The sequence below is a fragment of the Polaribacter glomeratus genome (assembly GCF_002954665.1).
GTDB lineage: Bacteria > Bacteroidota > Bacteroidia > Flavobacteriales > Flavobacteriaceae > Polaribacter > Polaribacter glomeratus.
In genome coordinates this window covers 1283985-1307805 of record NZ_MSCM01000001.1, presented here as the reverse complement: position 1 = coordinate 1307805, position 23821 = coordinate 1283985, and the positions used below count along the sequence as shown (strand labels likewise).

Sequence of the window (23821 nt, the reverse complement as noted above, 5' to 3'; positions counted from 1 at the left end):
ACTATTTTATAATTACTCGATTCAATAATTCTACATAAATTTTAATTCCCTCTTCAATTTCTGCAAGATAAATAAATTCATTGGCAGAATGAGAACGAGTGCTATCTCCAGGTCCTAATTTTAAAGATTTACACGTTAAAACCGCTTGATCTGACAATGTTGGTGATCCGTAAGTTTCTCTTCCCATGGCAATTCCTGCTTTTACTAAATCGTGATCTATAGGAATAGCTGAGGAGTTTAATCGCAAACTTCTGGGAGTTATTTTTGTACAAGGTGATTTTTCTTGTAAAATGTCTGCAATTTCTTGATTAGAATAGGCATCATTTACACGAACATCAACTACCAAGTCTACATGAGCAGGCACCACATTGTGTTGAGAACCCGCAGCAATTTGAGTTACCGTCATTTTTACATCACCTAAAGCATCCGAAGTTTTTTCAAACTTAAAATCTTTAAACCATTGTAAAACTTCAATCGTATTGTAAATTGAATTGTTAGTATTTGGATGCGCAGCATGACTTGGAGTTCCCGCTACAACTGCATCAAAAACAACCAATCCTTTTTCTGCAACGGCTAAATTCATTAACGTAGGTTCGCCAACAATGGCAACATCAATATGCGGAATAATTGGCAACATAGAATTTAATCCGTTTTTACCACTATTTTCTTCTTCTGCGGATGCAACAATGACTAAATTGTATTTTAAATTTTCTTGGGCGTAAAAATTAGTAAAAGTTGCAATTAAAGAAACTAAACAACCACCAGCGTCATTGCTTCCTAAACCGTATAATTTTCCGTCTTCTACAATCGCTTTAAAAGGATTTTTTGTGTAGGCAGAATTTGGTTTTACCGTATCGTGGTGCGAGTTTAACAACAATGTTGGTTTACTTTCATCAAAATACTTGTTGGTTGCCCAAATATTATTTTTTGTTCTTTTAAACGGAATTTCATTTTCCAAAAACCATCCTTCAATAAGTTTGGCGGTCTTTTCTTCTTCTTGTGAAAATGATTGTGTTTCAATCAAATTTTTTAAAAGAGAAATTGCGTTTTCTGTTAATTTTTCGATTGTCATATTATAAAGTTATAGTTGTAAAATTATTGTTTTCTTTTGTTAACATAGAAGTATTTCCCATTTTTACTTGATGAACTCCGTTTTTTAAAGCGTCGAAACAATTTTCTAGTTTTGGTAACATCCCGTCAGCAATAATACCGTCATTTAATAATTCTTGATACTTTTTGGAATTAATATTTTTTATCACTGAATTCTTATCACTAAAATCTTGTAAAACACCATTCAGTTCAAAACAGTAGTAAATGGATGTTTCGTAAATTTTGCTCATTCCAATTGCAACTTGACTTGTAATGGTATCGGCATTTGTGTTTAATAATTGCCCTTTTCCATCATGTGTAATCGCACAAAAAACAGGTGTAAAATCAGCTTTAATTAATTTATCAATCGAATTAGAAGCAACTTCTTTTACATCACCAACAAAACCAAAATCAATTTCTTTTATTGGGCGTTTATCAGATTTAATACTGTTGATATCCGCACCCGTTAAACCGATTGCATCAATTTGTAAAGCTTGTAATTTTGCAACTATATTTTTATTTACTAAACCACCATAAACCATGGTTATTACTTCTAAAGTTTCAGCATCTGTAACTCTTCTGCCATGCACCATTTTAGATTCAATTCCTAATTTAGAAGCCATTGCAGTTGCACGTTTTCCGCCTCCATGCACAAGAATTTTCTTTCCTTTTAATGCAGAAAACAATTTTAGAAAATCATGTAAAGAAGTTTCATCTTCAATAATATTTCCGCCAATTTTTATGATTGATAATTTTTCCATATATGTTGTATTCGTCATTGCTAGGTACGAAGCAATCTGTTAATTATTCATAAGATTGCCTCGTAAACTCGCAATGACGTTAGTTGTTTTCTAAAATCTTCTTCAAAACTAATTGTGCAGCAAAAGTTCTATTATTTGCTTGTTCAATAACCAAAGAATTATCAGAATCTAAAACAGCATCTTCTACAACCACATTTCTTCGCACGGGCAAACAATGCATAAATTTAGCATTGCCAATTTTCTCTTTGGTAATCATCCAAGTAGGATCTGTGCTTAGTACTTTTCCGTAGTCATCATAAGAGCTCCAGTTTTTTGTATATACAAAATCAGCATCTTTAAAAGCTTCTTCCTGATTGTGTAAAATAGGCGTGTTTTTAGTGATTTCTGAGCTTAAATTATAACCTTCAGGATTTGCAATTACAAACTCTACATCCATTTTTTGCATTGCTTGTACAAAACTATTTGCAACTGCATGTGGCAATGCTTTTACATGTGGCGCCCAACTTAAAACAACTTTTGGTCTCTTTTTCGGGCTGTTTTCAGAAATTGTAATGGCATCTGTTAAACCTTGTAAAGGATGACCAGTAGCACTTTCCATGCTAATAATCGGCACAGAAGCAAATTTTACGAATGATGTTAGAACATGCTCAGATTCGTCTTTTTCTTTGTCTGTTAAAGTAGGGAAAGCTCTCACTGCAATAACATCACAATATTGAGAAACTACCGCAGCAGCCTCTTTAATATGCTCTGCAGTAGTGCCGTTCATGATGGTTCCGTCTTCAAATTCTATTCCCCAAGCATCACCAGAAACATTCATTACAATCGGATTCATTCCTAAATTTAAAGCTGCTTTTTGTGTACTTAAACGCGTACGTAAACTTGAATTAAAAAAAAGTAAACCAATGGTTTTATTTTTGCCTAATTCTATATTTTTTAAAGGATTTGCTTTGATTTCTTTGGCTTCTTCAATCCAAGAATTGATATCGTCAATGTCATTAATCGATGTGTACTGTTTCATTATATTCTGTTTTTGTCCCTTCAAAGTTTTCAAAACCTTGCTAGAAAAATTATTTTATTTTGGTAAACGGCACTTTATTTTCAAAAGCATTTGTAATAAAATGATCTTCCAAACCGTTTACAATCCAAGTTTCTATGTTTGCTTTTTTACTTAAAGCTGCAGCCTCAATTTTAGATTGCATTCCGCCACTGCCGTGCGTAGATTTTGAGTTCACAACTTCTTCTAATAAATCATCAAAATTCGTGACTTCTAAAATGGTTTTAGGATCATTATTTTCGATGGATTCTTTTGTGTAAATTCCAAATGTATTGGTAGCAATTATTAACAAATCAACCTCTAATAAAGTCGCCGTTAAAGCCGCTAATTTATCATTATCACCAAACTGAATTTCATCCGTAGCAACGGTATCATTTTCGTTGATAATAGGAATGTAATTATTCTGAACCAACACATTAATCGTGTTGACAATATTAACTTTACTTTGTTCTCTCTCAAAATCTGAGTAGGAGAGTAGACATTGCGAAGTTAACAAACCATATTCTCTAAAAATTTCTTGATAAATTCTAATTAAATGCGGCTGACCAATAGAAGCAAGTGCTTGTTTTACAAATACTTCTTCATGTTTACTTTCTAATTTTACAAACTGTTTTGCAACAGCAATTGCGCCAGAACTTACAATAACAAATTCGCAGGTATCTTTCAATTTTGCAATCTGATTTGCAATATCTTCAATTTTTCCTCTAGAAATATTATTCGTTTCTTTTGTAAGGGTATTAGAACCTATTTTTAGTAAAATGCGTTTCTTTTTTTGCATTGTGTTTAATTAGGAGTTTTACTTCTTAATTTTCTATTTATATTTTCTTAATAATTTGCGAATGGTAAAAGTTTTTACTGCCAACTGCCACTGTAAAACTGTTAACTTCTTACTTGTCCATTTCCGTGAACATACCATTTATTAGTTACCAAATGTTGCAAACCAATCGGTCCACGTTGGTGTAATTTATCTGTACTTATTGCCAATTCTCCGCCTAAACCTAATTGCCCACCGTCTGTAAAACGAGTGGAAGCATTATGATACACAGCGGCATTATCTACATTTTCCATAAATATTTTTGCAATAGCATCATTTTTTGTGATGATTACAGATGAATGCCCGCCAGAATAGTTGTTAATCATTTTAATTGCAGCTTCGCTGGATGAAATTTCTCCAATTACTATTTTGTAATCTAAAAACTCTTCAGACCAAACTTCGTTGGATGAAATTTGCTCTAAATTATAATTTTTTGATACAATTTCATCAGCCATAACCTGAATTTTAAATTCCCTCAATTTTGATATTAATTTGTTAATGAATTCCTTTTTATTCGGAAGATTTTTAGCAATCAAAACTTTATCAACGGCATTACAAGCAGATATTTTCGATTTACCATTGATGATAATAGCTATTGCAATGTCTACATCTGCTTCTGTATGAACATACACAAAATTATTTCCACGTCCGCTAATAATTACCGGACAAGTAGCGTGTTCTTTAACAAAAGCAATTAATTTTTCGCCACCTCTTGGTACAATTAAGTCTACTTTCTGAGTTGGTTTTTCTAAAAACGCTTGTGTTTCTGTTCTGTTAAATTGTAAATATTCTACCCAATCAAACGAAGCATTATGTTTTTCTAAAGCTTGATGCCACAATTCAACAATTTTTAAATTTAAATTTAAAGACTCTTTTCCGCCTTTTAATAAAATTTTATTTCCAGATTTAAAAGCAATTCCCGCAGCTTCTACCGTAACATCTGGTCTAGATTCATAAATGATTAAAATCGTGCCAAAAGACGCTGTTTTATTATACACTTGCATTCCGTTTTCATGCTTAAAACTAAAACGCTCAACACCAACAGGATCTTCTTGAGAAGCTAAGTGTGTAGCCGCCGCAATCATTTCATCAACTTTTGCATCATCAACTTTTAAGCGATCAAACATAGAAATATCGTCACCTTTGTACGCGTTCAAATCCTTTTTATTGATGCTGATAAGTGCGGCTCTATTTATTTCTAAAAGTGCCGCCATTGTTTGCAAAACATTATTTCTAGTTTCTATGGATAAAAGCGTGTTCATTTTTTTAGTTTTCAGTTTTCAGTTGCAGTTTTCAGAAAAGCTTTGCGAGTTTAGCTATAACATTTGCGTTTTCGCGCTTAATTATTTTTACGCATCCAAAGCATTTACCAAAGCTTCAAAAAACTGATTGATATGTTTTTTTTGAACCGTTAACGGAGGTAAAATTCTCAATACTTTTTTGTTTGATGCTCCTCCAGTAAAAATTTGATATTCGTAAATTAGTTTTTTTCTTAAATCGCTCACTTCAAAATCGAATTCTAAACCAAGCATTAATCCTTTTCCTTTAATCTTTTTAATTTGAGGAATGGTTTCTGCTATTTTGAAAAAGTATTCAGAAATTGTTTGAACATTATCCATTAAAAAATCATCATGAATCACATTTAAAACGGATAAACCAGCAGCACATGCTAAATGATTTCCGCCAAAAGTGGTGCCTAACATCCCAAATTTCGCCTCAATACTTGGATGAATTAAAATTCCGCCAATAGGAAATCCATTTCCCATACCTTTTGCAATCGAAATAATATCCGGAGTTACATTATAATGTTGAAAAGCAAAAAACTTTCCAGAACGACCATAACCAGACTGCACTTCATCAGCAAGAAAAAGCGTATTATTTGCTTTACAAAGCACATCCACTTGCTCAAAAAATTCTTTTGTTGCCTGATCTAAACCACCAACACCTTGAATAAATTCGATAATTACAGCACAAACATCTCCTTTTTCAAGTTCAGTTTTTACGCTTTCAATATCATTTAAATCAAGAATAGTAACTTTTTGTTGTGCGTTAATTGGTGCAATAATACTTTTACTATCAGTTACCGCAACAGCTGCAGAGGTTCGCCCGTGAAATCCATTTTTGAACGCAATTACTCTTGATTTTTCAGTTTTAAAAGAAGCTAATTTTAATGCATTTTCATTTGCTTCTGCGCCAGAATTGCATAAAAAAAGCTGATAATCTTTACAACCAGAAACAGCTTCTAATCGGTCCGCTAATTCCTCTTGCAAAGGATTCCGAATCGCATTTGAATAAAAACCTAACTTTGCAACTTGACTGGTAATTGCTTCTACATATTTTGGATGCGCATGACCGATAGAAATTACAGCATGACCTCCATATAAATCTAAGTATTCTATTCCTTTTTCATCATAAACATATACATCTTTTGCTGAAACCGGAGTGATATTATATAGCGGATAAACGTTAAATAATGACATTTTTTTATTTTTTAATTTGATTGATTTTATCAAATGATTTATTAATTCCTTTAATTAAAGAAGAGCTTAAACCTTGGTGTTCCATTTCGTTTAAACCCTCTATAGTGCAGCCTCCAGGAGTTGTAACTCTGTCTATTTCTGCCTCCGGATGATTGCCAGATTCCTTTAATAAACTCGCAGCACCAAAGCATGTTTGCATTGCTAAAACATGTGCTTCATGCGCTTCAAAACCTAATTGAATTGCGCCCTGAGTTGTTGCACGAATTAAACGCATCCAAAAAGCAATTCCGCTTGCACAAATAACCGTTGCAGCTTGCAATTGTTCTTCGGGTATTTCCATAGTTTGTCCTAAACTATTAAAAATAGTTTTTGCCAATTCTATCTTTTCTTTCCCTTTTTCATTTGCAGAAATACAGGTCATCGATTGCCCAACAGAAGCAGCCGTATTTGGCATAGAGCGAATAATAAATTGGTCTTTACCAACAATAGCTTCAATTTTTGCGATAGAAAAACCAGTGATTACAGAAATTAACACATGATTTTTAGTTAGAAATGGTTTTACATTTTCTAAAATACTTTCAAAATGCCTTGGCTGAACAGCAAAAATTAAAATATCAGCATTTTTAACAGCTTCTGCATTATCCGAAGTTAAAAGTACTTCCTTAGAATCTTCAAAACTTTTGATAGAACTTGTATTTCTCTTTGTTAAATAAAGCGATTTTACAACTTTATTTTTCAAAAGACCTTTTGCGATCGATTGTCCTAAACTTCCGGCACCAATTATTGCTACTTTCATAATTTATTATTTTTGGGCGTTACCTAAAGGTCGCGCTTTACACTATATCTTTTTTTTTAACTTCGTTAGGTGCGCTTCATAAAAATTCCTTTTTATGAAACCCAATCTCTAAAAAAAGGATGTCGTTTCAATCGCTAACGCAAGCCAAGCTAGTAAATAATCAACAACATACTTCTAATTATAATTACGAGGAATCCTTTGGGAAATAAATCTTTGGCTATCGCCCTGCGGTTAAAAATAATTAGCTTTTAAATTCAATCCCAATGTTTCTTCAAAGCCGTACATTAAATTCATATTCTGAATTGCTTGACCAGAAGCTCCTTTTAATAAATTATCTATTGTGCTTGTAATCAATAATTTGTTATTATGTTTTGCTAAATGAATCAAACATTTATTGGTGTTTACCACTTGTTTCATATGAATATCAACATCAGAAACAAACGTAAAAGCAGCATCTTTATAATATTCTTTATACATTTTAGTAGCCGCTTCAATTGAACCATTAAACTTTGTGTATGTAGTTGCAAAAATTCCTCTTGAAAAATTCCCTCTATTCGGAACAAAATTAATTTCGGATTTAAAATCTGCTTGCAATTGATGTATCGTCTGATTAATTTCTCCTAAATGCTGATGGTTAAATGCTTTATAATGAGAAAAATTATTATCTCTCCACGTAAAATGAGTCGTTTCAGACAAAGAAGTTCCAGCGCCAGTTGCACCAGTTACAGCATTAATATGAACATCATTTTGTAACAAACCATTTGCTGCTAAAGGTAAAATTGCCAATTGCAAGGCAGTTGCAAAACAACCAGGATTAGCAATATATTTGGCTGCTTTTATACCTTCTTTATCCAATTCTGGTAAACCATAAACAAACTCTTTTCCTTCGAAATTTTTATCAGCAGTTAATCTAAAATCATTACTTAAATCAATGATTTTTGTAGTTGATGAAAAACTATTTTTAGCTAAAAAGGCAGTCGAATTTCCATGACCTAAACACAAGAATAAAACATCAACTTCAGTGTTAATTTCATTTGTAAAGCTAATTTCTGTATCACCAATTAAATCTTGATGCACTTTATAAACTTTGTTGCCAGCATTAGACGTGCTATACACAAAATTAATATTCGTTTCAGGATGGTTTAGCAATAATCTAATTAATTCTCCTGCTGTATAACCTGCGCCACCGATAATTCCTATTTCTAAATTCTTCATATTTAAAAAGTGTAAAAGTATAAATGTGTAATTGTTTCGATGTGTAATCGTTTTGAAAATAAACAGTTAAAGAATTACACAATTGCACATTTTTTCAACATTATTTATTTACTTGCTGGTATATTTTATTCTGATTTCCTAAAATTTTGATAAATCCTTTTGCATCATCCGCGGTCCAAGCTTTGTTTTCTTCGCCATATGTACTAAATGCACTCGACATTAAATCGTGTTTAGAAACAATGCCATCCAAAGAAAAATGATACGGTTTTAAAGTAACAGTTACATCGCCAGAAACCATTTTTTGAGAACTTTGTAAAAAAGCCTCTGTATCTCTCATCACAGGATCTAAATATTGGCCTTCGTGCAAATGCATTCCGTAAAAACTAGACAAATACTCTTTGTGTTGCAATTGCCATTTGGTTAACGTGTGCTTTTCTAACAAATGATGTGCTTTTATCGTAATTAATGCAGCAGCAGCTTCAAAACCAACTCTTCCTTTTGTACCAACAATGGTATCTCCAACATGGATATCTCTACCAATTGCATATTTTGATGCACTGTCATTTAGTTTTTCAATATTAATTTCAGGCGTATCTTGTACGCCATTAAAAGCAACAAATTCACCTTGTTTAAAAGTCAAGGTTACTTTTTCTTCACCTTCTTTTACTAATTGAGAAGGATATGCTTCGCTAGGTAAAGGTAATTCTGATTTTAAGGTTTCAACACCACCAACGCTCGTTCCCCACAAACCTTTGTTTACAGAATATTTAGATTTCTCCCAAGACATGTCAATTCCTTCAGACTTTAAATACTCAATTTCTTCTTGTCGGGTTAGCTTTTGATCTCTAATTGGCGTAATGATTTTAATATTTGGTGCTAAGGTTTGAAAAATCATATCAAAACGAACTTGATCATTTCCTGCACCTGTGCTTCCGTGCGCAATATATTCTGCATCAATACTTTTTGCGTATTCTACAATTTCAATAGCCTGAATAATTCTTTCTGCGCTTACAGAAAGAGGGTACGAATTATTTTTTAAAACATTACCAAAAATTAAATACTTTACAACTTTTTGATAAAAAGTGGTAATGGCATCAATGTTTTTGTAGGTGGAAACGCCCATTTTGTAAGCGTTACTTTCAATATTTTTTATTTCATCTTTAGAGAATCCGCCTGTGTTAACGCTAACTGCGTGCACTTCATATTCTTTTGATAAACTTACGGCACAATAAGAGGTGTCTAAGCCTCCGCTATAGGCAATTACTAATTTTTTCATTCTTTATCTTTTTTTACAAATAAGTTTTGTTTCATGTTTTTTAATCTGTGAAAAACGCTGTCTTTAACTTCTTTAGACGCCGCTTTATTATTGTTTTTTGGATCAAACAACATACCAGTACACAAACACATTTTACGTTCTGTTCTCGTTAAAATATCGTAATTTCTGCAGGTTTGGCAGCCGTCCCAAAAAGTTGGGTCGTCTGTTAATTCAGAAAAAGTTACCGGTTTATAGCCTAAATCGCTATTAAGTTTCATTACTGCTAAGCCTGTTGTGATACTAAATACTTTTGCATCAGGAAATTTTGTTCTAGAATGATTAAAAATAACTTTTTTAATTTCTTTTGCAAGTCCTACATTTCTATAATCTGGATGCACAATTAAACCTGAATTGGCAACAAATTTTCCATGTCCCCATTTTTCGATGTAGCAAAAACCTGCAAATTTATCGCCATCTAAAGCAATAACTGCATTGCCATTTTCCATTTTGGTGGCAATATATTCAGGCTTTCGTTTTGCAATTCCTGTTCCTCTTACTTGCGCAGCATCTTCAATTGTTTTACAAATTATTTCTGCGTAAGCGATGTGTGATATATTAGCAATTACAATTTCCATTGCATTGATTTTTTATGTTATAAAATTAATTTTGGTTGATTGACTTGAGAACCGGACTCACCTAAATTCTTTAAATAATAAAACACCCCAAAGGGCGAAAAGATAAAGTCCTTCGTACATTTTTAGGGTTATTTTTTAAAATAACTAAAGATGGTAAGTAAGATTTTTTTGGAAGATTCACAATGAAAAAATAAATGGTTAAATACTGAAATAGATTGTTTTACAGTTAATTTAAAATATTAACAACGTCGGTTGCGCAATCGTAAAATAGCAACTATTGTAGTATATAATTTATTTTCTTTTGAAGTAAACATATGGCTAAAGTATGTGTTTTTTAAAACTTATAGTCAAAAATAGAATCTTTTTTAAAAGTTTTATTAATTTTAAACAAAATAGGAACCTGAGTTGAAAATTAATCAAAATAAGGCCTAAATACTACTTTTATGATAATTTTAGCGAACATCTTTAAAGATAGAAGCTAGTATTTTACTTGTTAATTTAAGTTAAACCTACAATTCAGTAATAAAAAAATACAGTTGGGTTGTTTTAAATTTTAAAATCTGCCGTTCTGTTGCAAATTTGTACCATAATTAATCATAAAAAATAAACATCATGAAATTTTTAGTAGCAAGTTTAGTAACGGCAGTTTTATTTATTTCGAATACAATTACTGCCCAAGAAAATGTAAGTATTACCACAACAGTTGTAAATGTAACTTCGGATGAAGGAAAAGTAAGTTTTGCTTTATATGATAAAGAGAACTTTAGAATGAAACCTTTACAAGGCGTTTCATCAGAAATTAAAGATGGAAAAAGCGTAGTTACTTTTATTGATATTCCGTCTGGTGAATACGCTATTATTTGTTTTCATGATAAAAATGAAAATAATAAAATGGATTTTGCACCAAATGGAATGCCTTTAGAAAATTATGGAGCATCGAATAATGTGATGAATTATGGCCCGCCAAATTACGAAGACGCAAAATTTGTAGTTGTAGATAAAAGCGTTCGTTTAGAGATTAGATTTTAGTAAATTGCAAATAATTTTTACAAAATAAGAACATTAAAGATGGAGGATCAAGAAGTTTATACCTTAAAAAGCATGAAGAAAGGAGTATTATTATGCCTAAAGCTTACAATTATTTTCGGGATACTTTTTAGCATCATTTTTGGTCAAAGAACAATAGAAGGTATTGTTTGGTCTTTCATTATTTCTGGTATGTATTCTTTTGGTCTTGGCTTAGGTAATGGAGTTATTAATAAATTTTTATCAAAAAAATGGGATTGGATAACGCAAACAAATCAGAGAGTTTGGTCGGGAATTATATGCACTTTATTATATACTATTCCGTTAGTTTTATTAATTGATTATGTAGTGTTTGTCTTTATAAATAACAGTAATCCCGTAAATTTTTTTAAAGGAAGCTATCTGTTGACTCACTTTTTTTATATCATTCTCTCTTTAGGAATCTCTACTTTTTTACATGCAAAGGATTTTATGATCAACTGGAAATCTGCAATGACCCAAGAATCTACAAAACAAGAAATTGTTGCGAAAACAGAAACAGCGAAGTTTGAGTCTTTAAAAAGTCAGATTGATCCACATTTTTTGTTTAATAGCTTAAATGTATTAACCAGTTTGATTGGCGAAAATCCTGCGCAAGCAGAAAAATTTACCACAAAATTATCTAAAATTTACAGATATGTTTTAGAGCAAAGAAACAAAGATTTAACAACGCTTACAGAAGAATTAAATTTCGCAAAAACTTATATGGAGTTGCTTGGAATGCGTTTTGAAGACGCTGTACAATTTAATATTCCGGATACTGTAAGCAACATCGATTTAAAGATTGTGCCGCTTTCTTTGCAACTATTATTAGAGAATGCTGTAAAACACAATGTGGTGTCATCGTCTAAACCATTAACGATTCATATTTATGAAAAAGAGGATTATTTAATTATAGAAAACAATGTAAATCCGAAAGAAGCAATTGGTAAAAGCACCAAAGTTGGCCTACAAAATATTGCTGATAGATATGGTTTAATAACGCCTAAAGGTGTTAAAATAGAAAATAATAACAAAACGTTTAAGGTGAGTTTACCTCTCTTAATTAAAATGGAAAACAGCATGTATCAAGATAATTTAGAAAATAGTAAGTACGTCAAAGCAGTTGAAAGAGTAGAAAAATTAAAAGAATTTTATCAGAATTTAGCATCGTACTGTTTGGTAATCCCCTTTTTGATTTTTATAAATTTAAGATTTTCTCCAGGTTTTTACTGGTTTTGGTTTCCAATTTTTGGATGGGGAATAGGGTTAACTTTCCATTTTTTAGAAGTAAATAATTACAATGTTTTCTTGGGTAAAAACTGGGAAGAAAGAAAGATTAAAGCAATGATGGATAAAGAGAATCAACATAAAAATTACAGATAATGGAAACCGATTTCACAAAAGAACAAAGATATATTCTTGCTAAAAAAAGAGTTGAAAAAGTAAGTAAATTTTATAAGCATTTAGCCGTGTATGTTGTGGTAAATATCTTTTTAACTGCCGTTTTTATTGTAGGTGATTTAAATGATGGCGATACTTTTAAGGAAGCAGTTTTTAATTATCATAATTATAAGATTTGGTTTTTTTGGGGATTAGGAATTTTATACCAAGCATTAAATGTTTTGGGTGTTAATATGATTTTTAATAAATCGTGGGAAGAAAGAAAGATTAAAGAATTCATGAATGAAAACAAGTCATAAAATGGAGGCTAGCAATATGCAACAAGAGCGCTATTTTAAAGCTCAAAAGAAGGTAAAAGATATTAGAGGTTTTTATACACATTTACTAATTTATTGTTTGGTAATACCTGTTATCATTTATATAAACCTAACCTTTGAACCTCATTTTCATTGGTTCTGGTTTTCTGCTTTAGGTTGGGGAACAGGTCTTTTTTTTCATTGGATGAGCATTTTTGGTTTCAATTTATTAGGAATCGGAAAAGATTGGGAAGAGAAGAAAATTAAAGAATATATGAATCAAAATAAGTAAGAAAATGGAAGTAGATTTTATGCAAGAACAAAGCTATTTAAGAGCTAAAAAGAGAGTAAAAGTAATAAAAGGGTTTTACGTTCATTTAATTGTGTACGTTTTGGTAAACATTTTTATTAGCGGAGTAATTGTCTTCGGCTTAATGCAAAGTGACTATTCTTTTGCGGATGCAATAACAAATTTTGGAGTAATTTCTACTTGGCTTTTCTGGGGAATAGGAATGTTTTTTCATTGGATGGGAGTTTTTGGTTTTAAATCTTTAGGTTTAGGAAGCGACTGGGAAGAACGAAAAATTAAAGAAATGATGGAAAAAGATGATCAAAGAACTAAAAATTTTTAAGAATATGAAAAGCTTGAATGATAAAAAATTAGCAAGAGCAAAGAGAAAAATTGAAGAAATTAAAAAATTCTATAAACATGTAGTTGCTTATATTTTAATAAATTTATTTTTAGCTTTTGTCTGGAAATTTTCTTTTAAAATCGTTGGAAATTTTACGGTAAGCAATCAATTTGATGGCGACGGATTTACACATATTCCTATTTGGCTCATTTGGGGAATTTTCTTAGCACTTGATGCTTTAAAAACTTTTGGTTTTCTTAATTTACACGGAAAAGATTGGGAAGAAAGAAAAATTGAAGAATTCATGAAAGATTAAAAAAGGGTTTCGCAGATATTCACAGAGAAAATTACAGCGTTTTAATTTGTCTTCAAATTTTTTAACAACAAAACCAGCAACTAAGTATAAATAACTAACAAACAGTAAAATGAACGTATTAATTATTGAGGATGAAAAACCCGCAGCAAGAAGATTAAATAGAATGTTGGCAGCTTTAAATATAGAAGTTAAACAAATGTTGCACTCTGTCGAAGAGTCTTTAAATTGGTTGCAAAACAACGAACATCCTGATTTAATATTTTTAGATATTCAACTTTCCGATGGATTATCTTTTGAGATTTTTGAAGAAATTGAAGTTAAATCTGCCATTATTTTTACAACTGCTTATGATGAATATGCGTTAAAAGCTTTTAAATTAAATAGTGTAGATTATTTACTAAAACCTTTGGATGAAGATGAATTAAAAGTTGCTTTAGATAAGTTTAAAGAAAACAGACCAAAGCAATCTAATGTTCAGGTAAATATAGAGGATATTAAAAAATTATTGATCAATCCGGTAGATCGAAAATTTAAAAAACGCTTGTCTATTAAAGTTGGTCAGCATATTAAAATTATTTCTATAGATGATATTGAGTGTTTTTTTAGTGAAAATAAATCAACCTACATACATACTTTAGAAAAGCGAAATCACTTGTTAGATAACTCTTTAGAATATTGGGAAGAACAATTAAATCCAGAACATTTTTTTAGAGTAAATAGAACCTTTATTGTGCATATAAATGCAATAAAGGATATTATTTCGTATGCAAATTCGAGACTTCAATTAATTTTAAACTCGTATTCTGAATCAGAAATTATTGTGAGTAGAGAGCGTGTTAAAGATTTTAAGAATTGGATTGAGTAACACAATTAGCTTTAGTGTTTTAGTTTGTTTATCAATTTATTTTCAGAAAACTAGTCTAATTTTACTGATTTTTTAGAAATTATTAAAATATATGTGATTTTATTTTTTTATTTCTAATCAAGTGATTAGTTTTGTGCTTTAATATATTTTTATGCCTAGAGAAAAACAATACAATGAAGCAGAAGTAATAGAACGTGCTATGGTTTTATTCTGGAAGAATGGCTATAAAAGTACTTCTTTGCGTATGTTATCCAAAGAAATGGGCATTAATCAATTTTCTATAAATGCTAGTTTTGGTAATAAGAAAAACCTTTTTTTAGAAAGTTTAAAATTATATAAAAGTAAACTACAGCAAGTATTGAAAAAATTTGAAGATTCTTCTAATGGTAAAGATAGTATCAAGAATTTCTTTTATGCATTTGCTGCATTTTCAAATCAAGATAATAATAAAAGAGGTTGTTTAATGGTCAATACAATGTCAGAATTTGGCCTAGAAATAGACGAACAAGTTGGAGCTGTTATTTCTAATTACGGCGAAAAATTAAGAGGTTTATTTAAAAAAAACCTTGAATTTAATACTGCAATAGATAGCGTTACTTTAAATAAGCAAATAAATTTTCTAGTTTTGGCTATTGGTGGGTTAGGTTTGGCAGGTAAAATACAAAATAATACTGTTATTGAAGATTATATAGAAATGACATTTAAAAACCTATAACATTTTTTTTATCCTAAAACTAATCGATTGATTAGTTAAAATTAAACACATTTAAATTATAATAATTATGGAAAACAATATACAGAAACAAGAAATATACAACAAAGATAAAACGAACAAAAAGCAGAGACCATTTATTGTTGACAAGGTTGAATATCCTTTTAGAAGTAATTGGTTTGAAAAAGACGGAATTTCAATGCATTATATTGATGAGGGTGAAGGAATTCCAATTGTACTAACACACGGAAATCCGGATTGGTCTTTTTTAAATAGAAATATAATTAAACAACTTTCTGGTGAAGCCAGAGTAATAGCCTACGATTTACCTGGTTTTGGTTTTTCTGATACTCCTAAGGATTTTGGTTTTACACCACAAGAGCATGTAACATGGATTAGTGCACTTCTTTTTGATCATTTAAAGTTAGACAAGTTTATTATCGTTGTTCAAGATTGGGGCGGACCAACAGGATTATCTGTAGCAACAAGTAATCCTGATAAAGTTTTAGGTGTTGTAATTAGCAATACTTGGGCTTGGAAAGCAGAAGGCAAGTTAGAAGGTTTTTCTATGCAAATGAGCTCTAAAGAAATGGAAAACAAAATTTTAGAAGAGAACTTTTTTGTAACAGGAATCATGCGTGGTTCTATCAACAAAAAGTCTAGCAGTAATAAAGCAATTATGGATGCTTATGAAATGCCTTTTCCTACCAAAGAATCTAGAAAAGGAACTGCCATATTTCCACAACAAATTACATTGGCAACAGATTGGTTGGTAGATTTAGAGCGTAAACTAAATACACTACAAGACAAACAAGTAGAGTTTATTTTCGGTTTAAAAGATGTTGCAGTCGCTTCGCAAGAGATTCAAGACAAATGGCGTTCTATTTTTCCTAATGCGCCAGTAGAATTACTTCCTGATGCAGGTCATTTTACACAAGAAGATAGTCCAGAAAGTTTTGTTATTTCATTAAGAAGAATACTGAAAAATATAGAAGTAAAAGAATAGATTAAATTAAATGGCTGCCTCAACTGATTATTTAGACTTTATTCTTGACCAATTATCAAACTGGAAAACGGTTAACACAAAACGAATGTTTGGTTGTGTAGGTCTTTATGCAGACGGTTTAATGTTCGGTATTATAGCAAAAGAAACTATTTTCTTTAAAGTAGACCAAACGAATAAGGAGCAATATCTAAATGCCGGTTCAGAAACTTTAAAGCTTTTTAAAAATAACAGTATAGTAGCTTCTTTTTATGAGGTTCCTATCGAAATTATCGAAAATGCTGATCAATTTGTTCTTTGGGCAGAAGCGTCATTAAATATTCAAAAAAATAAAATAAAATAATAAAAATGAAAAACACAACTAACATATTTAAAAAATTCGTTCTAATCACAAGTATATTAAACTTCCCGATAGGTATAGGAATGATTATACAAGCTATTGCTAGTAAAACGGGAGAAGCTTTAATAACCAACTCTATAGCGGGAGCGTTTATAATATTTGCTGGCGCATCACTTATTTGGGCAATTCAAGAGATTGAAACTAGGTCGTCTATTGTCCTTTGGAATGGTTTAGTGCGTTTATTTAATGTATTTCTAGTTTCTTATGCAACAACTGTTGGCGATGTTCCACAAGAAATGATTATAACCACAGGAATGGATTTATTATTAGCAATTGTCTTTATTGTAGGAAGTGTGAAAATTACGGGTATACCATTTTCAAAATTAGTTATAGGGAAAATTAAATAACTTAAAATAGTAGTCTTATTTATTTTGTTTCTAAACTCACCTATATTCAGGTAGTTGGCTTTAAAATGACCTCATATCAGCATTAACGGTAGTAAAGTCTCTATCATATAATTTTCAACTAAAACAATCAATAATCCCTAGTAATTAAACTTTAATAACTTCCTTCCTCACTTCAATAATAAACCTAACTTCGCATCCTCAAAAAAACACATACAATTGCACACTATACGCAATTGAAAAAACACAATCCATGAATATTTACAAACAAATTGAAGCAGAAATTCAAGCTGCGTCAAATATCGTTATTACGGCACACAAATCTGCAGATGGAGATTCTATTGGCTCATCTTTAGGATTACTTTATTTTATAGAAAAATTAGGTAAAAAAGCAGTGGTTTGTCATCCGGATAAAGCACCCGATTTTTTAGATTGGTTAGATACTTCTTCAATTGTTTTGATGGATGAAAATCCAGAAGAAGTAACAACACAAATGCAAAATGCAGATTTAATTTTCTGTTTAGATTACAATGCTACCAATAGAGTAGGACCAGAAATGCAAGTTTTGTTGGAAGCTGTAACTTGTAAAAAAATAATGATCGATCATCATTTACATCCGGAAGAATTTCCTACAATAACGGTTTCAGAAACAACAGCTTCGTCAACCTCTCAATTAATTGTAGATTTAATAGAAGAATCTGGACATTTAGAGTTGTTGGATGAAAAAATAGGAACGCCTTTGTATTTGGGTATTTTAACAGATACAGGTAGTTTTAGATTCAATTCTGTAAAGCCAAGAACACACGAAGTTTTAGCAAAAATTTTAGAAGCAGGAGTAGCGCATCATTTAATTCATGAAAAATTAAGCGATACTAACACCGAAAATCGTTTGCGATTACAGGGATTTGCAATGAGCGAAAAGCTAGAAATTTTATACGATTACAATGTTGCTATTATTTCTTTATCAAAAGAAGAATTGGCAAAATACAACTATAAAAAAGGAGATACAGATAGTTTAGCAAACTTGGTTTTATCAATAAAAGGAATGAAAGCGGCGATTGTTTTTACCGAAAGAGACGGAATTATGAAAATTTCTTTCCGTTCTAAAGGTGCAGAAAATCCTGTAAATATTTTGGCAAAAGAACATTTTAACGGTGGAGGACATGCTAATGCTTCTGGAGGAATGAGCGATTTAACCGTTGATGAAACTTTAGAGAAATTAAAAAGATTGATTCCTGAATATTTTCCAAAAGGATAGGAAGTGTATTTTTAAAATCGCTGATGTCTGATAAAAAACTATAAATAGCTTCGCTTTAATAAGCCAGAAAAAATAAAAACGACTTGTTTCTAACTATTTGACAAATAGCGGTTATTTAAAATAAAAAAGGTGCTAACTTTTCATAAAGTCAGCACCTTTTTTTATTAATTTATGTTTTTAGCAAAACTAATCTTCCTTCTTTTTTGGATCTCTTTTCACTTCTTTTAGCGCCTGCATCAACATCCATTCTATTTGTCCGTTTGTAGAACGAAATTCATCCGAAGCCCATTTTTCGATGGCTTTCATCATGTCTTCGTTTATGCGCAATGCAAAAGCTTTTTTCTTTGTCATATTCTTACAAAAATGAAATAACTAAGTTTATTATATATATAATTAGAAATAAAAATATTCTTAACATATTTATGCTATTTTATGTTGATAGGTTTCTAAAACACTTTCTGCTTCAGCTTTTTTTTGTGTTCCTATTAATAATTTTTTTCCGTTTTTAAATTCAAGCTGAATGCCAACATCACCAGAAATATTTATAGCTTTTCCTTTAGATTTGTTCCAAAGAAAACCACTTCTAAAACCCCAACCACCATATTCGCCTATTGGATTATATGTCCTTACTTTAACCTCTTTTAATTCTGACCATAAAATTGTTTTTAAGGAAAAATGAATAGGATAAAACTGATAATGAATTCCCACTTCATCTATTTTAGTATCTAATTTCAAAGTAAAAATTAATATAACAGGCAAAATAGTAATACTAATAATTGTAATTATGCTTGATGAATTAAAATCAGTATTTCCATCAGAAAATTCTTTTAAGATAAAACATATGGGCACTATTGTGCTAATTGCTATAATTACAATTAACCATAATTGTCTAAAACGTTGTTCTTCTACAAATACTTTCATTTACCTGTTTTTGTCTTTTTCTAAAACGGCATATACGCCACCATTTGAGTTTGCATATACACTAATTACCCGCCAACCTTGTTTGGCATGCGAATTAATTTCCTCTTCAAAATTATTTTGGCTATTAGACCAAGACATTTTTTGTTTCAAAAATTTATACTCTTTCATTTATCTATTTTTTTCTCTTTCAAAAACGATGGTTGTGTAAGATTCATTAATTTTTACAACACTCCAACCTTCTCTAGCATATTGATTTAATACATCCTCAAAATTTTGCATCCTATTTCTAAAACCTAATTTTGGTGTAACTATTTTATACTCTTTCATTTTTAATATAAGTTTTAATGTTTTAAAGTCGCAGAGTTTTCATTTTTGCTAACTGCTAACTGCTAACTGCTAACTGCTAACTATATTACTAATGACTTAAAGTTCCTGCATTTACAACAGGCGAAGCTTCTTTGTCACCACATAAAATAACTAATAAATTACTAACCATTGCTGCTTTTCGTTCATCATCTAACTCAACAATTTTTCTTTTATTTAATTCATTTAAAGCCATTTCAACCATTTCTACAGCACCTTGTACAATTTTATGTCTTGCAGCTACAATTGCAGTTGCTTGTTGTCTTTTAAGCATGGCACTTGCAATTTCTTGCGCGTAGGCTAAATATCCAATTCTTGCTTCTAAAACTTCAATTCCGGCAATCGATAGACGTTCGTCAATTTCTTTTTCTAAAGCTTCAGAAACTTCATTTACACTTGAACGCAAGGTAATATCTTCATCAGAACCTTCATCAGCAAAATTATCATAAGGATACATACTTGCTAACTTTCTAACAGCAGCATCGGTTTGTACTCGTACAAAATTTTCATAGTTATCAACATCAAAGGCCGCTTTATACGTGTCTGTAACTCTCCAAACTAAAATGGTAGAAATCATAATAGGATTTCCAAGTTTGTCATTTACTTTTAAACGCTCACTATCAAAGTTACTTGCTCTTAAAGAAATTGCTTTTTTTCTGTATAAAGGATTTGCCCAATACAAGCCGTTGTCCTTTATGGTTCCTACATATTTACCAAAAAGTAAAATTACTTTTGATGTATTTGGATTTACTAAAATAAAGCCAAAAAACCCAAAAAAACCGATTGCTGAGGCTAAAAGAAAAATAGGAGTTTCATTTAGTATAGACAAAGTTAATCCGCCAAAGAATAATAGTAAAACTACTAATAACATTAAATAACCGTTTGCGGGTTTAATAATTTTTTCTGCTTTCATGTAAGTTAAGTTTAAATTTATATTAAATTGATATCACAAAGATATAATATTATTTTTAATATTAACAAATTTGTACGTATTTTTTTTTATACTTTAGCTGAAAATTAATTTTAAAATATTCAAATGAATTTCAAAATCCTTTTATTGATTCCTTTTTTCTTTTTTACAAAATCATCTTCGGATGATGCTGTTTTCTGGGGTAAAAACGGACATAGAGTTACTGGTAAAATAGCTGAAAAACACCTTAGTAGAAAAGCTAAAAAATGTATTGATAAAATACTTAAAGGTCAAAGTTTAGCTTTTGTATCTACCTACGCAGATGAAATAAAATCTGATAGAAAATACAGTAAATATTATCCTTGGCATTATGTAAATATGGATTTAGACCAAACGTATGAGCAAGCAGAAAAGAACCCTGAAGGAGATTTAGTAACAGGAATCAACACCTGTATTGCTGTTTTAAAGGATAAAAAAAGTACAGACGAAGAGCAGAATTTTCATCTAAAAATGCTAGTTCATTTTATTGGCGATTTACATCAACCAATGCATATTGGTCAAAAAGAAGACAAAGGCGGTAATAGCATACAAGTGGAATGGTTTGGAAGTGGCACAAACTTGCACAGTGTTTGGGATAGCAAAATGATTGACGATTGGGAAATGAGTTATATAGAATTGGCTGATAATGCAGATGATTTATCAAAAAAACAACTAGAAGCTATTGAAAAAGGTTCTATTATTGATTGGGTAAATGAAGTACATGTTGTTACCAAAGAAGTCTATAATTCAGTAAAAGTTGGCGAGAATTTACGCTATAATTATTCGTATGATCATTTTGGTACGGTAAGAACTCAATTGCAAAAAGGCGGAATTCGTTTGGCAAAAGTATTAAATGATATTTACAACTAAATACTTGTAAAACAGCATAATGTAATCTCGTAAATTAATATTTACGAGATTTTTTTTGTTAAGAATCAGTTAATTATTTAAAAGTTACTAATAAATAATGTAATTTTATAAAATGATTAAAAAATCGATATGTGTTCTTTTGCTTTTTGTAGGAATTATTTCTTGCAAAAAAGAGGTTGTTAAAGAAACTATTAAAGAAGAAACAACCCAAATTTCATCAGTTAAAACATATAATTACAATGAGTTAAAGCCTTTGTTAGAAAAGAGTGATGATAAAATTTATATCATTAATTTTTGGGCAACTTGGTGCGCACCTTGTGTAAAAGAATTGCCTTATTTCGAGAAAATTAAACAAGATTATGCAAACAAAAATGTAGAAGTTTTGTTGGTAAGTTTAGATTTTCCTAAACAAGTAAATAAAAAATTAATCCCTTTTATGAACAAGCATAAAATACAATCGAAAGTTGTTTTATTAGACGACATTAATGAAGATGTTTGGATAAAAGCAATAAACGAAAGTTGGAGTGGAGCAATACCTGCAACTTTAATTTACAGCAAAAAAAATAGAAAGTTTTATGAGCAATCTTTTGAATATGAAGCTTTAGAAAAAGAAGTATTAACATTTTTAAATTAACAAATTATGAAAACATTAAAAACAGCTACAATATTAGCTATTTTATCTTTTTTTACCTTAGCTTTTACTGTTAAAACGGATGGTTATAAAGTAGGTGATAAAATTGAGAATTTTAAATTAAAGAATATTGATGATAAAATGGTTTCTTTATCTGATTATAAAGCAGCAAAAGGATTTATTATCATTTTTACTTGTAATATGTGTCCATATTCTGTTGCAAATGAAGACAGAATTATTGCTCTAGATGCAAAATATAAAACAAAAGGATATCCTGTAATTGCAATTAATCCAAACGATCCAAATGTTTCTACAGGTGATGGTTTTGAAGATATGAAAGTGAGAGCTGCCGAAAAAAGATTTACGTTCCCGTATTTATTTGATGCAAAGCAAGATGTGTTTCCAAAATTTGGGGCTTTAAAAACACCACATGTTTATATTGTAACTAAAAACACCATGAAAGTTGAATATATTGGCGCTATTGACAACAGTTCTAAAAACGCAGATGCAGTTACAGAAAAATATGTAGAAGATGCAGTAGATGCATTATTAGTAGGTAAAAAGCCAGAAAAAACAGAAACAAGAGCAATTGGTTGTTCTATAAAAGTTGATGAAAAGACATATAAATAAATTATATTTTTTATAAAAAAATTAAATTCCCAAGTTAGTAGCTTGGGAATTTTTTTATAAATCTTTTTTTAATTCTGTTTAAACAACCTAATGTACTTTAGTAAAAAAGCAGGAATACTATTTAAATTATTTCTTTAGTTTGTAATCTTTTAGAATAGCTAATAAACCTTATTAACATTGCTTTTTTCATGTATCCAATCTAAAACTAGTGGATACAATTCTTTTTGCGAATTTCTTGAAAGTATTATTCTACTGTGATTGTAATCTTCTAAATTGCCGTTCTCTTTTGAGCAAAAATATAATTTGTTTTCAGTATTATTAAAAGCGTTAAGAAAATCTTCACAACCTTTTCTAGGTGCAACAAAATCATCTCCTTTTGCACATATTGATAGTATTGGTATTTTAATTGTTTGCATTTTTTCTAGATAATCAAAATTATTTTCTCCAACAAAATTTTGATTCAAGTTCCAATCAAACCATTGTTTTAGTGTGTAATAATTTTCACTATCTTCAATAGAACCAGCTCTTTTTGCAGGAACTTTTCCTATTAAAGCTGAAATATATTTTCCCATTAAAATTTTTATTTTGCTTTTAACATCAGTGCCCGCTCCAAAAGCTTGCACAGCAAACAGCGTAATACTGTTTATTTTAGATTTATAGGTTGGGTTATGAATTAGAAACATAGTTAATGTAATACCACCACCACTATGAGTTAAACAATCAATATTTTTTAAGCCTATGGTGTTAAATAGAAAATTAAATGTAGAGATTAAATCATACTTAGCAACGGTTTCTAGATTGAATTTTTTTACACTTTTAGAACTTTCACCGTGGTTTCTCCATTCCATTATCCAACAAGTAAATCCTTTATCACATAAAAAAGAAGCGATTCCTATAAATGTTTTTTTGTTAGAGAATGCGCCATGCGTTAAGAAAATATGCTTACCCAAATCAATCTTTGAACTTAGTTTCCAAAGTGCAATGTTTTCATTATCGGCTGTTTTTATAGTATAAAGTTGTTCTTTCAAGATGTCGATTTTAAATTATTTTCAAATGTAAAGCTTCGATACTTTTTGATTTCAGA

Annotated in this window: 31 protein-coding genes; 15 read left to right on the top strand and 16 right to left on the bottom strand. The window is 30.4% G+C overall.

The features are described 5' to 3' along the window. Position 1 precedes the first annotated feature (1 nt). The 10 genes from BTO16_RS05605 to BTO16_RS05560 all read right to left on the bottom strand — a co-directional run bounded on the left by BTO16_RS05605 (position 2) and on the right by BTO16_RS05560 (position 10099). The gene (locus BTO16_RS05605) at positions 2-1072 is read right to left on the bottom strand and encodes a M20 family metallo-hydrolase (RefSeq protein WP_105020647.1); all 1071 of its coding nucleotides are present in this window, start codon (positions 1070-1072) and stop codon (positions 2-4) included. A 1-nt stretch (position 1073) separates the two neighbouring features. Next, positions 1074-1850, bottom strand: coding sequence for an acetylglutamate kinase (gene argB / locus BTO16_RS05600; RefSeq protein WP_105020646.1), 777 nt, complete (start codon positions 1848-1850; stop codon positions 1074-1076). A gap of 79 nt (positions 1851-1929) precedes the next feature. Continuing rightward, on the bottom strand, positions 1930-2868 hold the full coding sequence (locus BTO16_RS05595; protein ID WP_105020645.1) for an N-acetylornithine carbamoyltransferase: 939 nt from the start codon (positions 2866-2868) through the stop codon (positions 1930-1932). 49 nt (positions 2869-2917) lie between these two features. Beyond that, the gene (proB, locus tag BTO16_RS05590) at positions 2918-3682 is read right to left on the bottom strand and encodes a glutamate 5-kinase (protein WP_105020644.1); all 765 of its coding nucleotides are present in this window, start codon (positions 3680-3682) and stop codon (positions 2918-2920) included. A 101-nt stretch (positions 3683-3783) separates the two neighbouring features. Then, the gene (locus BTO16_RS05585) at positions 3784-4980 is read right to left on the bottom strand and encodes a glutamate-5-semialdehyde dehydrogenase (protein WP_105020643.1); all 1197 of its coding nucleotides are present in this window, start codon (positions 4978-4980) and stop codon (positions 3784-3786) included. An 87-nt stretch (positions 4981-5067) separates the two neighbouring features. Then, a complete protein-coding gene (locus BTO16_RS05580; RefSeq protein WP_105021522.1) occupies positions 5068-6198 on the bottom strand; it encodes an aspartate aminotransferase family protein in 1131 nt (376 codons plus the stop codon). Between the two features lie 4 nt (positions 6199-6202). Then, positions 6203-6994, bottom strand: coding sequence for a pyrroline-5-carboxylate reductase (gene proC / locus BTO16_RS05575; protein WP_105020642.1), 792 nt, complete (start codon positions 6992-6994; stop codon positions 6203-6205). Positions 6995-7225: 231 nt separating this feature from the next. Then, positions 7226-8209, bottom strand: a complete 984-nt coding sequence (argC, locus tag BTO16_RS05570) for an N-acetyl-gamma-glutamyl-phosphate reductase (RefSeq protein WP_105020641.1) — start codon at positions 8207-8209, stop codon at positions 7226-7228. A gap of 100 nt (positions 8210-8309) precedes the next feature. Further along, entirely contained in the window at positions 8310-9485 is a 1176-nt protein-coding gene (locus BTO16_RS05565) for an argininosuccinate synthase (protein ID WP_105020640.1), read from the bottom strand. Further along, the gene (locus BTO16_RS05560) at positions 9482-10099 is read right to left on the bottom strand and encodes a GNAT family N-acetyltransferase (RefSeq protein WP_105020639.1); all 618 of its coding nucleotides are present in this window, start codon (positions 10097-10099) and stop codon (positions 9482-9484) included. Before BTO16_RS05560 ends, BTO16_RS05565 begins: the two co-directional genes overlap by 4 nt. A 612-nt stretch (positions 10100-10711) precedes the next feature. Between BTO16_RS05560 and BTO16_RS05555 the strand changes: the two genes are divergently transcribed. The 12 genes from BTO16_RS05555 (at position 10712) to BTO16_RS05500 (ending at position 18373) form a co-directional block, all read left to right on the top strand. Beyond that, on the top strand, positions 10712-11128 hold the full coding sequence (locus tag BTO16_RS05555) for a DUF2141 domain-containing protein (protein WP_105020638.1): 417 nt from the start codon (positions 10712-10714) through the stop codon (positions 11126-11128). 72 nt (positions 11129-11200) lie between these two features. Further along, the gene (locus tag BTO16_RS05550) at positions 11201-12529 is read left to right on the top strand and encodes a 2TM domain-containing protein (RefSeq protein ID WP_245891991.1); all 1329 of its coding nucleotides are present in this window, start codon (positions 11201-11203) and stop codon (positions 12527-12529) included. Continuing rightward, positions 12529-12846, top strand: coding sequence for a 2TM domain-containing protein (locus BTO16_RS05545; protein WP_105020636.1), 318 nt, complete (start codon positions 12529-12531; stop codon positions 12844-12846). Before BTO16_RS05550 ends, BTO16_RS05545 begins: the two co-directional genes overlap by 1 nt. Further along, the gene (locus BTO16_RS05540; protein WP_245891989.1) at positions 12830-13135 is read left to right on the top strand and encodes a 2TM domain-containing protein; all 306 of its coding nucleotides are present in this window, start codon (positions 12830-12832) and stop codon (positions 13133-13135) included. The genes BTO16_RS05545 and BTO16_RS05540 overlap by 17 nt, the downstream gene beginning before the upstream one ends. Positions 13136-13139: 4 nt before the next feature. Next, entirely contained in the window at positions 13140-13475 is a 336-nt protein-coding gene (locus tag BTO16_RS05535) for a 2TM domain-containing protein (protein ID WP_105020635.1), read from the top strand. A 4-nt stretch (positions 13476-13479) separates the two neighbouring features. Then, positions 13480-13791 carry a 2TM domain-containing protein gene (locus BTO16_RS05530; protein ID WP_170064413.1) on the top strand — a complete coding sequence of 104 codons (312 nt, stop codon included), beginning with the start codon at positions 13480-13482 and terminating at the stop codon, positions 13789-13791. Positions 13792-13900: 109 nt separating this feature from the next. Continuing rightward, positions 13901-14656 (top strand): LytR/AlgR family response regulator transcription factor, encoded by a 756-nt coding sequence (locus tag BTO16_RS05525; protein ID WP_105020633.1) that lies wholly within the window; start codon positions 13901-13903, stop codon positions 14654-14656. 151 nt (positions 14657-14807) lie between these two features. Next, positions 14808-15371 carry a TetR/AcrR family transcriptional regulator gene (locus BTO16_RS05520; RefSeq protein WP_105020632.1) on the top strand — a complete coding sequence of 188 codons (564 nt, stop codon included), beginning with the start codon at positions 14808-14810 and terminating at the stop codon, positions 15369-15371. A gap of 67 nt (positions 15372-15438) precedes the next feature. Beyond that, positions 15439-16374: an alpha/beta fold hydrolase gene (locus BTO16_RS05515; protein ID WP_105020631.1), complete on the top strand. Its 936-nt coding sequence runs from the start codon at positions 15439-15441 to the stop codon at positions 16372-16374. A 10-nt stretch (positions 16375-16384) separates the two neighbouring features. Further along, positions 16385-16714, top strand: coding sequence for a TfoX/Sxy family protein (locus BTO16_RS05510; protein WP_105020630.1), 330 nt, complete (start codon positions 16385-16387; stop codon positions 16712-16714). A 5-nt stretch (positions 16715-16719) separates the two neighbouring features. Further along, complete coding sequence (locus tag BTO16_RS05505; RefSeq protein WP_146105346.1) at positions 16720-17118, top strand: hypothetical protein; 399 nt, start codon at positions 16720-16722, stop codon at positions 17116-17118. 250 nt (positions 17119-17368) lie between these two features. After that, on the top strand, positions 17369-18373 hold the full coding sequence (locus tag BTO16_RS05500) for a DHH family phosphoesterase (RefSeq protein ID WP_105020628.1): 1005 nt from the start codon (positions 17369-17371) through the stop codon (positions 18371-18373). A gap of 186 nt (positions 18374-18559) precedes the next feature. Here BTO16_RS05500 and BTO16_RS05495 read toward each other — a convergent pair whose 3' ends face one another. From BTO16_RS05495 to BTO16_RS05475, 5 genes are all read right to left on the bottom strand, one after another. After that, positions 18560-18724, bottom strand: a complete 165-nt coding sequence (locus BTO16_RS05495; protein WP_105020627.1) for an Arc family DNA binding domain-containing protein — start codon at positions 18722-18724, stop codon at positions 18560-18562. Positions 18725-18793: 69 nt separating this feature from the next. After that, positions 18794-19294, bottom strand: coding sequence for a hypothetical protein (locus BTO16_RS17725; protein ID WP_211298202.1), 501 nt, complete (start codon positions 19292-19294; stop codon positions 18794-18796). Beyond that, positions 19295-19462 (bottom strand): DUF4177 domain-containing protein, encoded by a 168-nt coding sequence (locus BTO16_RS05485; protein WP_105020626.1) that lies wholly within the window; start codon positions 19460-19462, stop codon positions 19295-19297. Continuing rightward, positions 19463-19621: a DUF4177 domain-containing protein gene (locus BTO16_RS05480; protein WP_105020625.1), complete on the bottom strand. Its 159-nt coding sequence runs from the start codon at positions 19619-19621 to the stop codon at positions 19463-19465. 88 nt (positions 19622-19709) lie between these two features. Next, positions 19710-20570, bottom strand: coding sequence for an SPFH domain-containing protein (locus BTO16_RS05475; protein ID WP_105020624.1), 861 nt, complete (start codon positions 20568-20570; stop codon positions 19710-19712). A 123-nt stretch (positions 20571-20693) separates the two neighbouring features. Here BTO16_RS05475 and BTO16_RS05470 point away from each other — a divergent pair, with 123 nt between their 5' ends. The 3 genes from BTO16_RS05470 to BTO16_RS05460 all read left to right on the top strand — a co-directional run bounded on the left by BTO16_RS05470 (position 20694) and on the right by BTO16_RS05460 (position 22737). Beyond that, entirely contained in the window at positions 20694-21476 is a 783-nt protein-coding gene (locus tag BTO16_RS05470) for a S1/P1 nuclease (protein ID WP_105020623.1), read from the top strand. Positions 21477-21588: 112 nt separating this feature from the next. Continuing rightward, positions 21589-22110, top strand: coding sequence for a TlpA disulfide reductase family protein (locus BTO16_RS05465; RefSeq protein ID WP_245891987.1), 522 nt, complete (start codon positions 21589-21591; stop codon positions 22108-22110). Between the two features lie 6 nt (positions 22111-22116). Then, positions 22117-22737, top strand: a complete 621-nt coding sequence (locus BTO16_RS05460) for a thioredoxin family protein (RefSeq protein WP_105020622.1) — start codon at positions 22117-22119, stop codon at positions 22735-22737. A gap of 158 nt (positions 22738-22895) precedes the next feature. Here BTO16_RS05460 and BTO16_RS05455 read toward each other — a convergent pair whose 3' ends face one another. Then, the gene (locus BTO16_RS05455; RefSeq protein WP_170064412.1) at positions 22896-23765 is read right to left on the bottom strand and encodes an alpha/beta hydrolase; all 870 of its coding nucleotides are present in this window, start codon (positions 23763-23765) and stop codon (positions 22896-22898) included. Between the last annotated feature and the right edge of the window lie 56 nt (positions 23766-23821).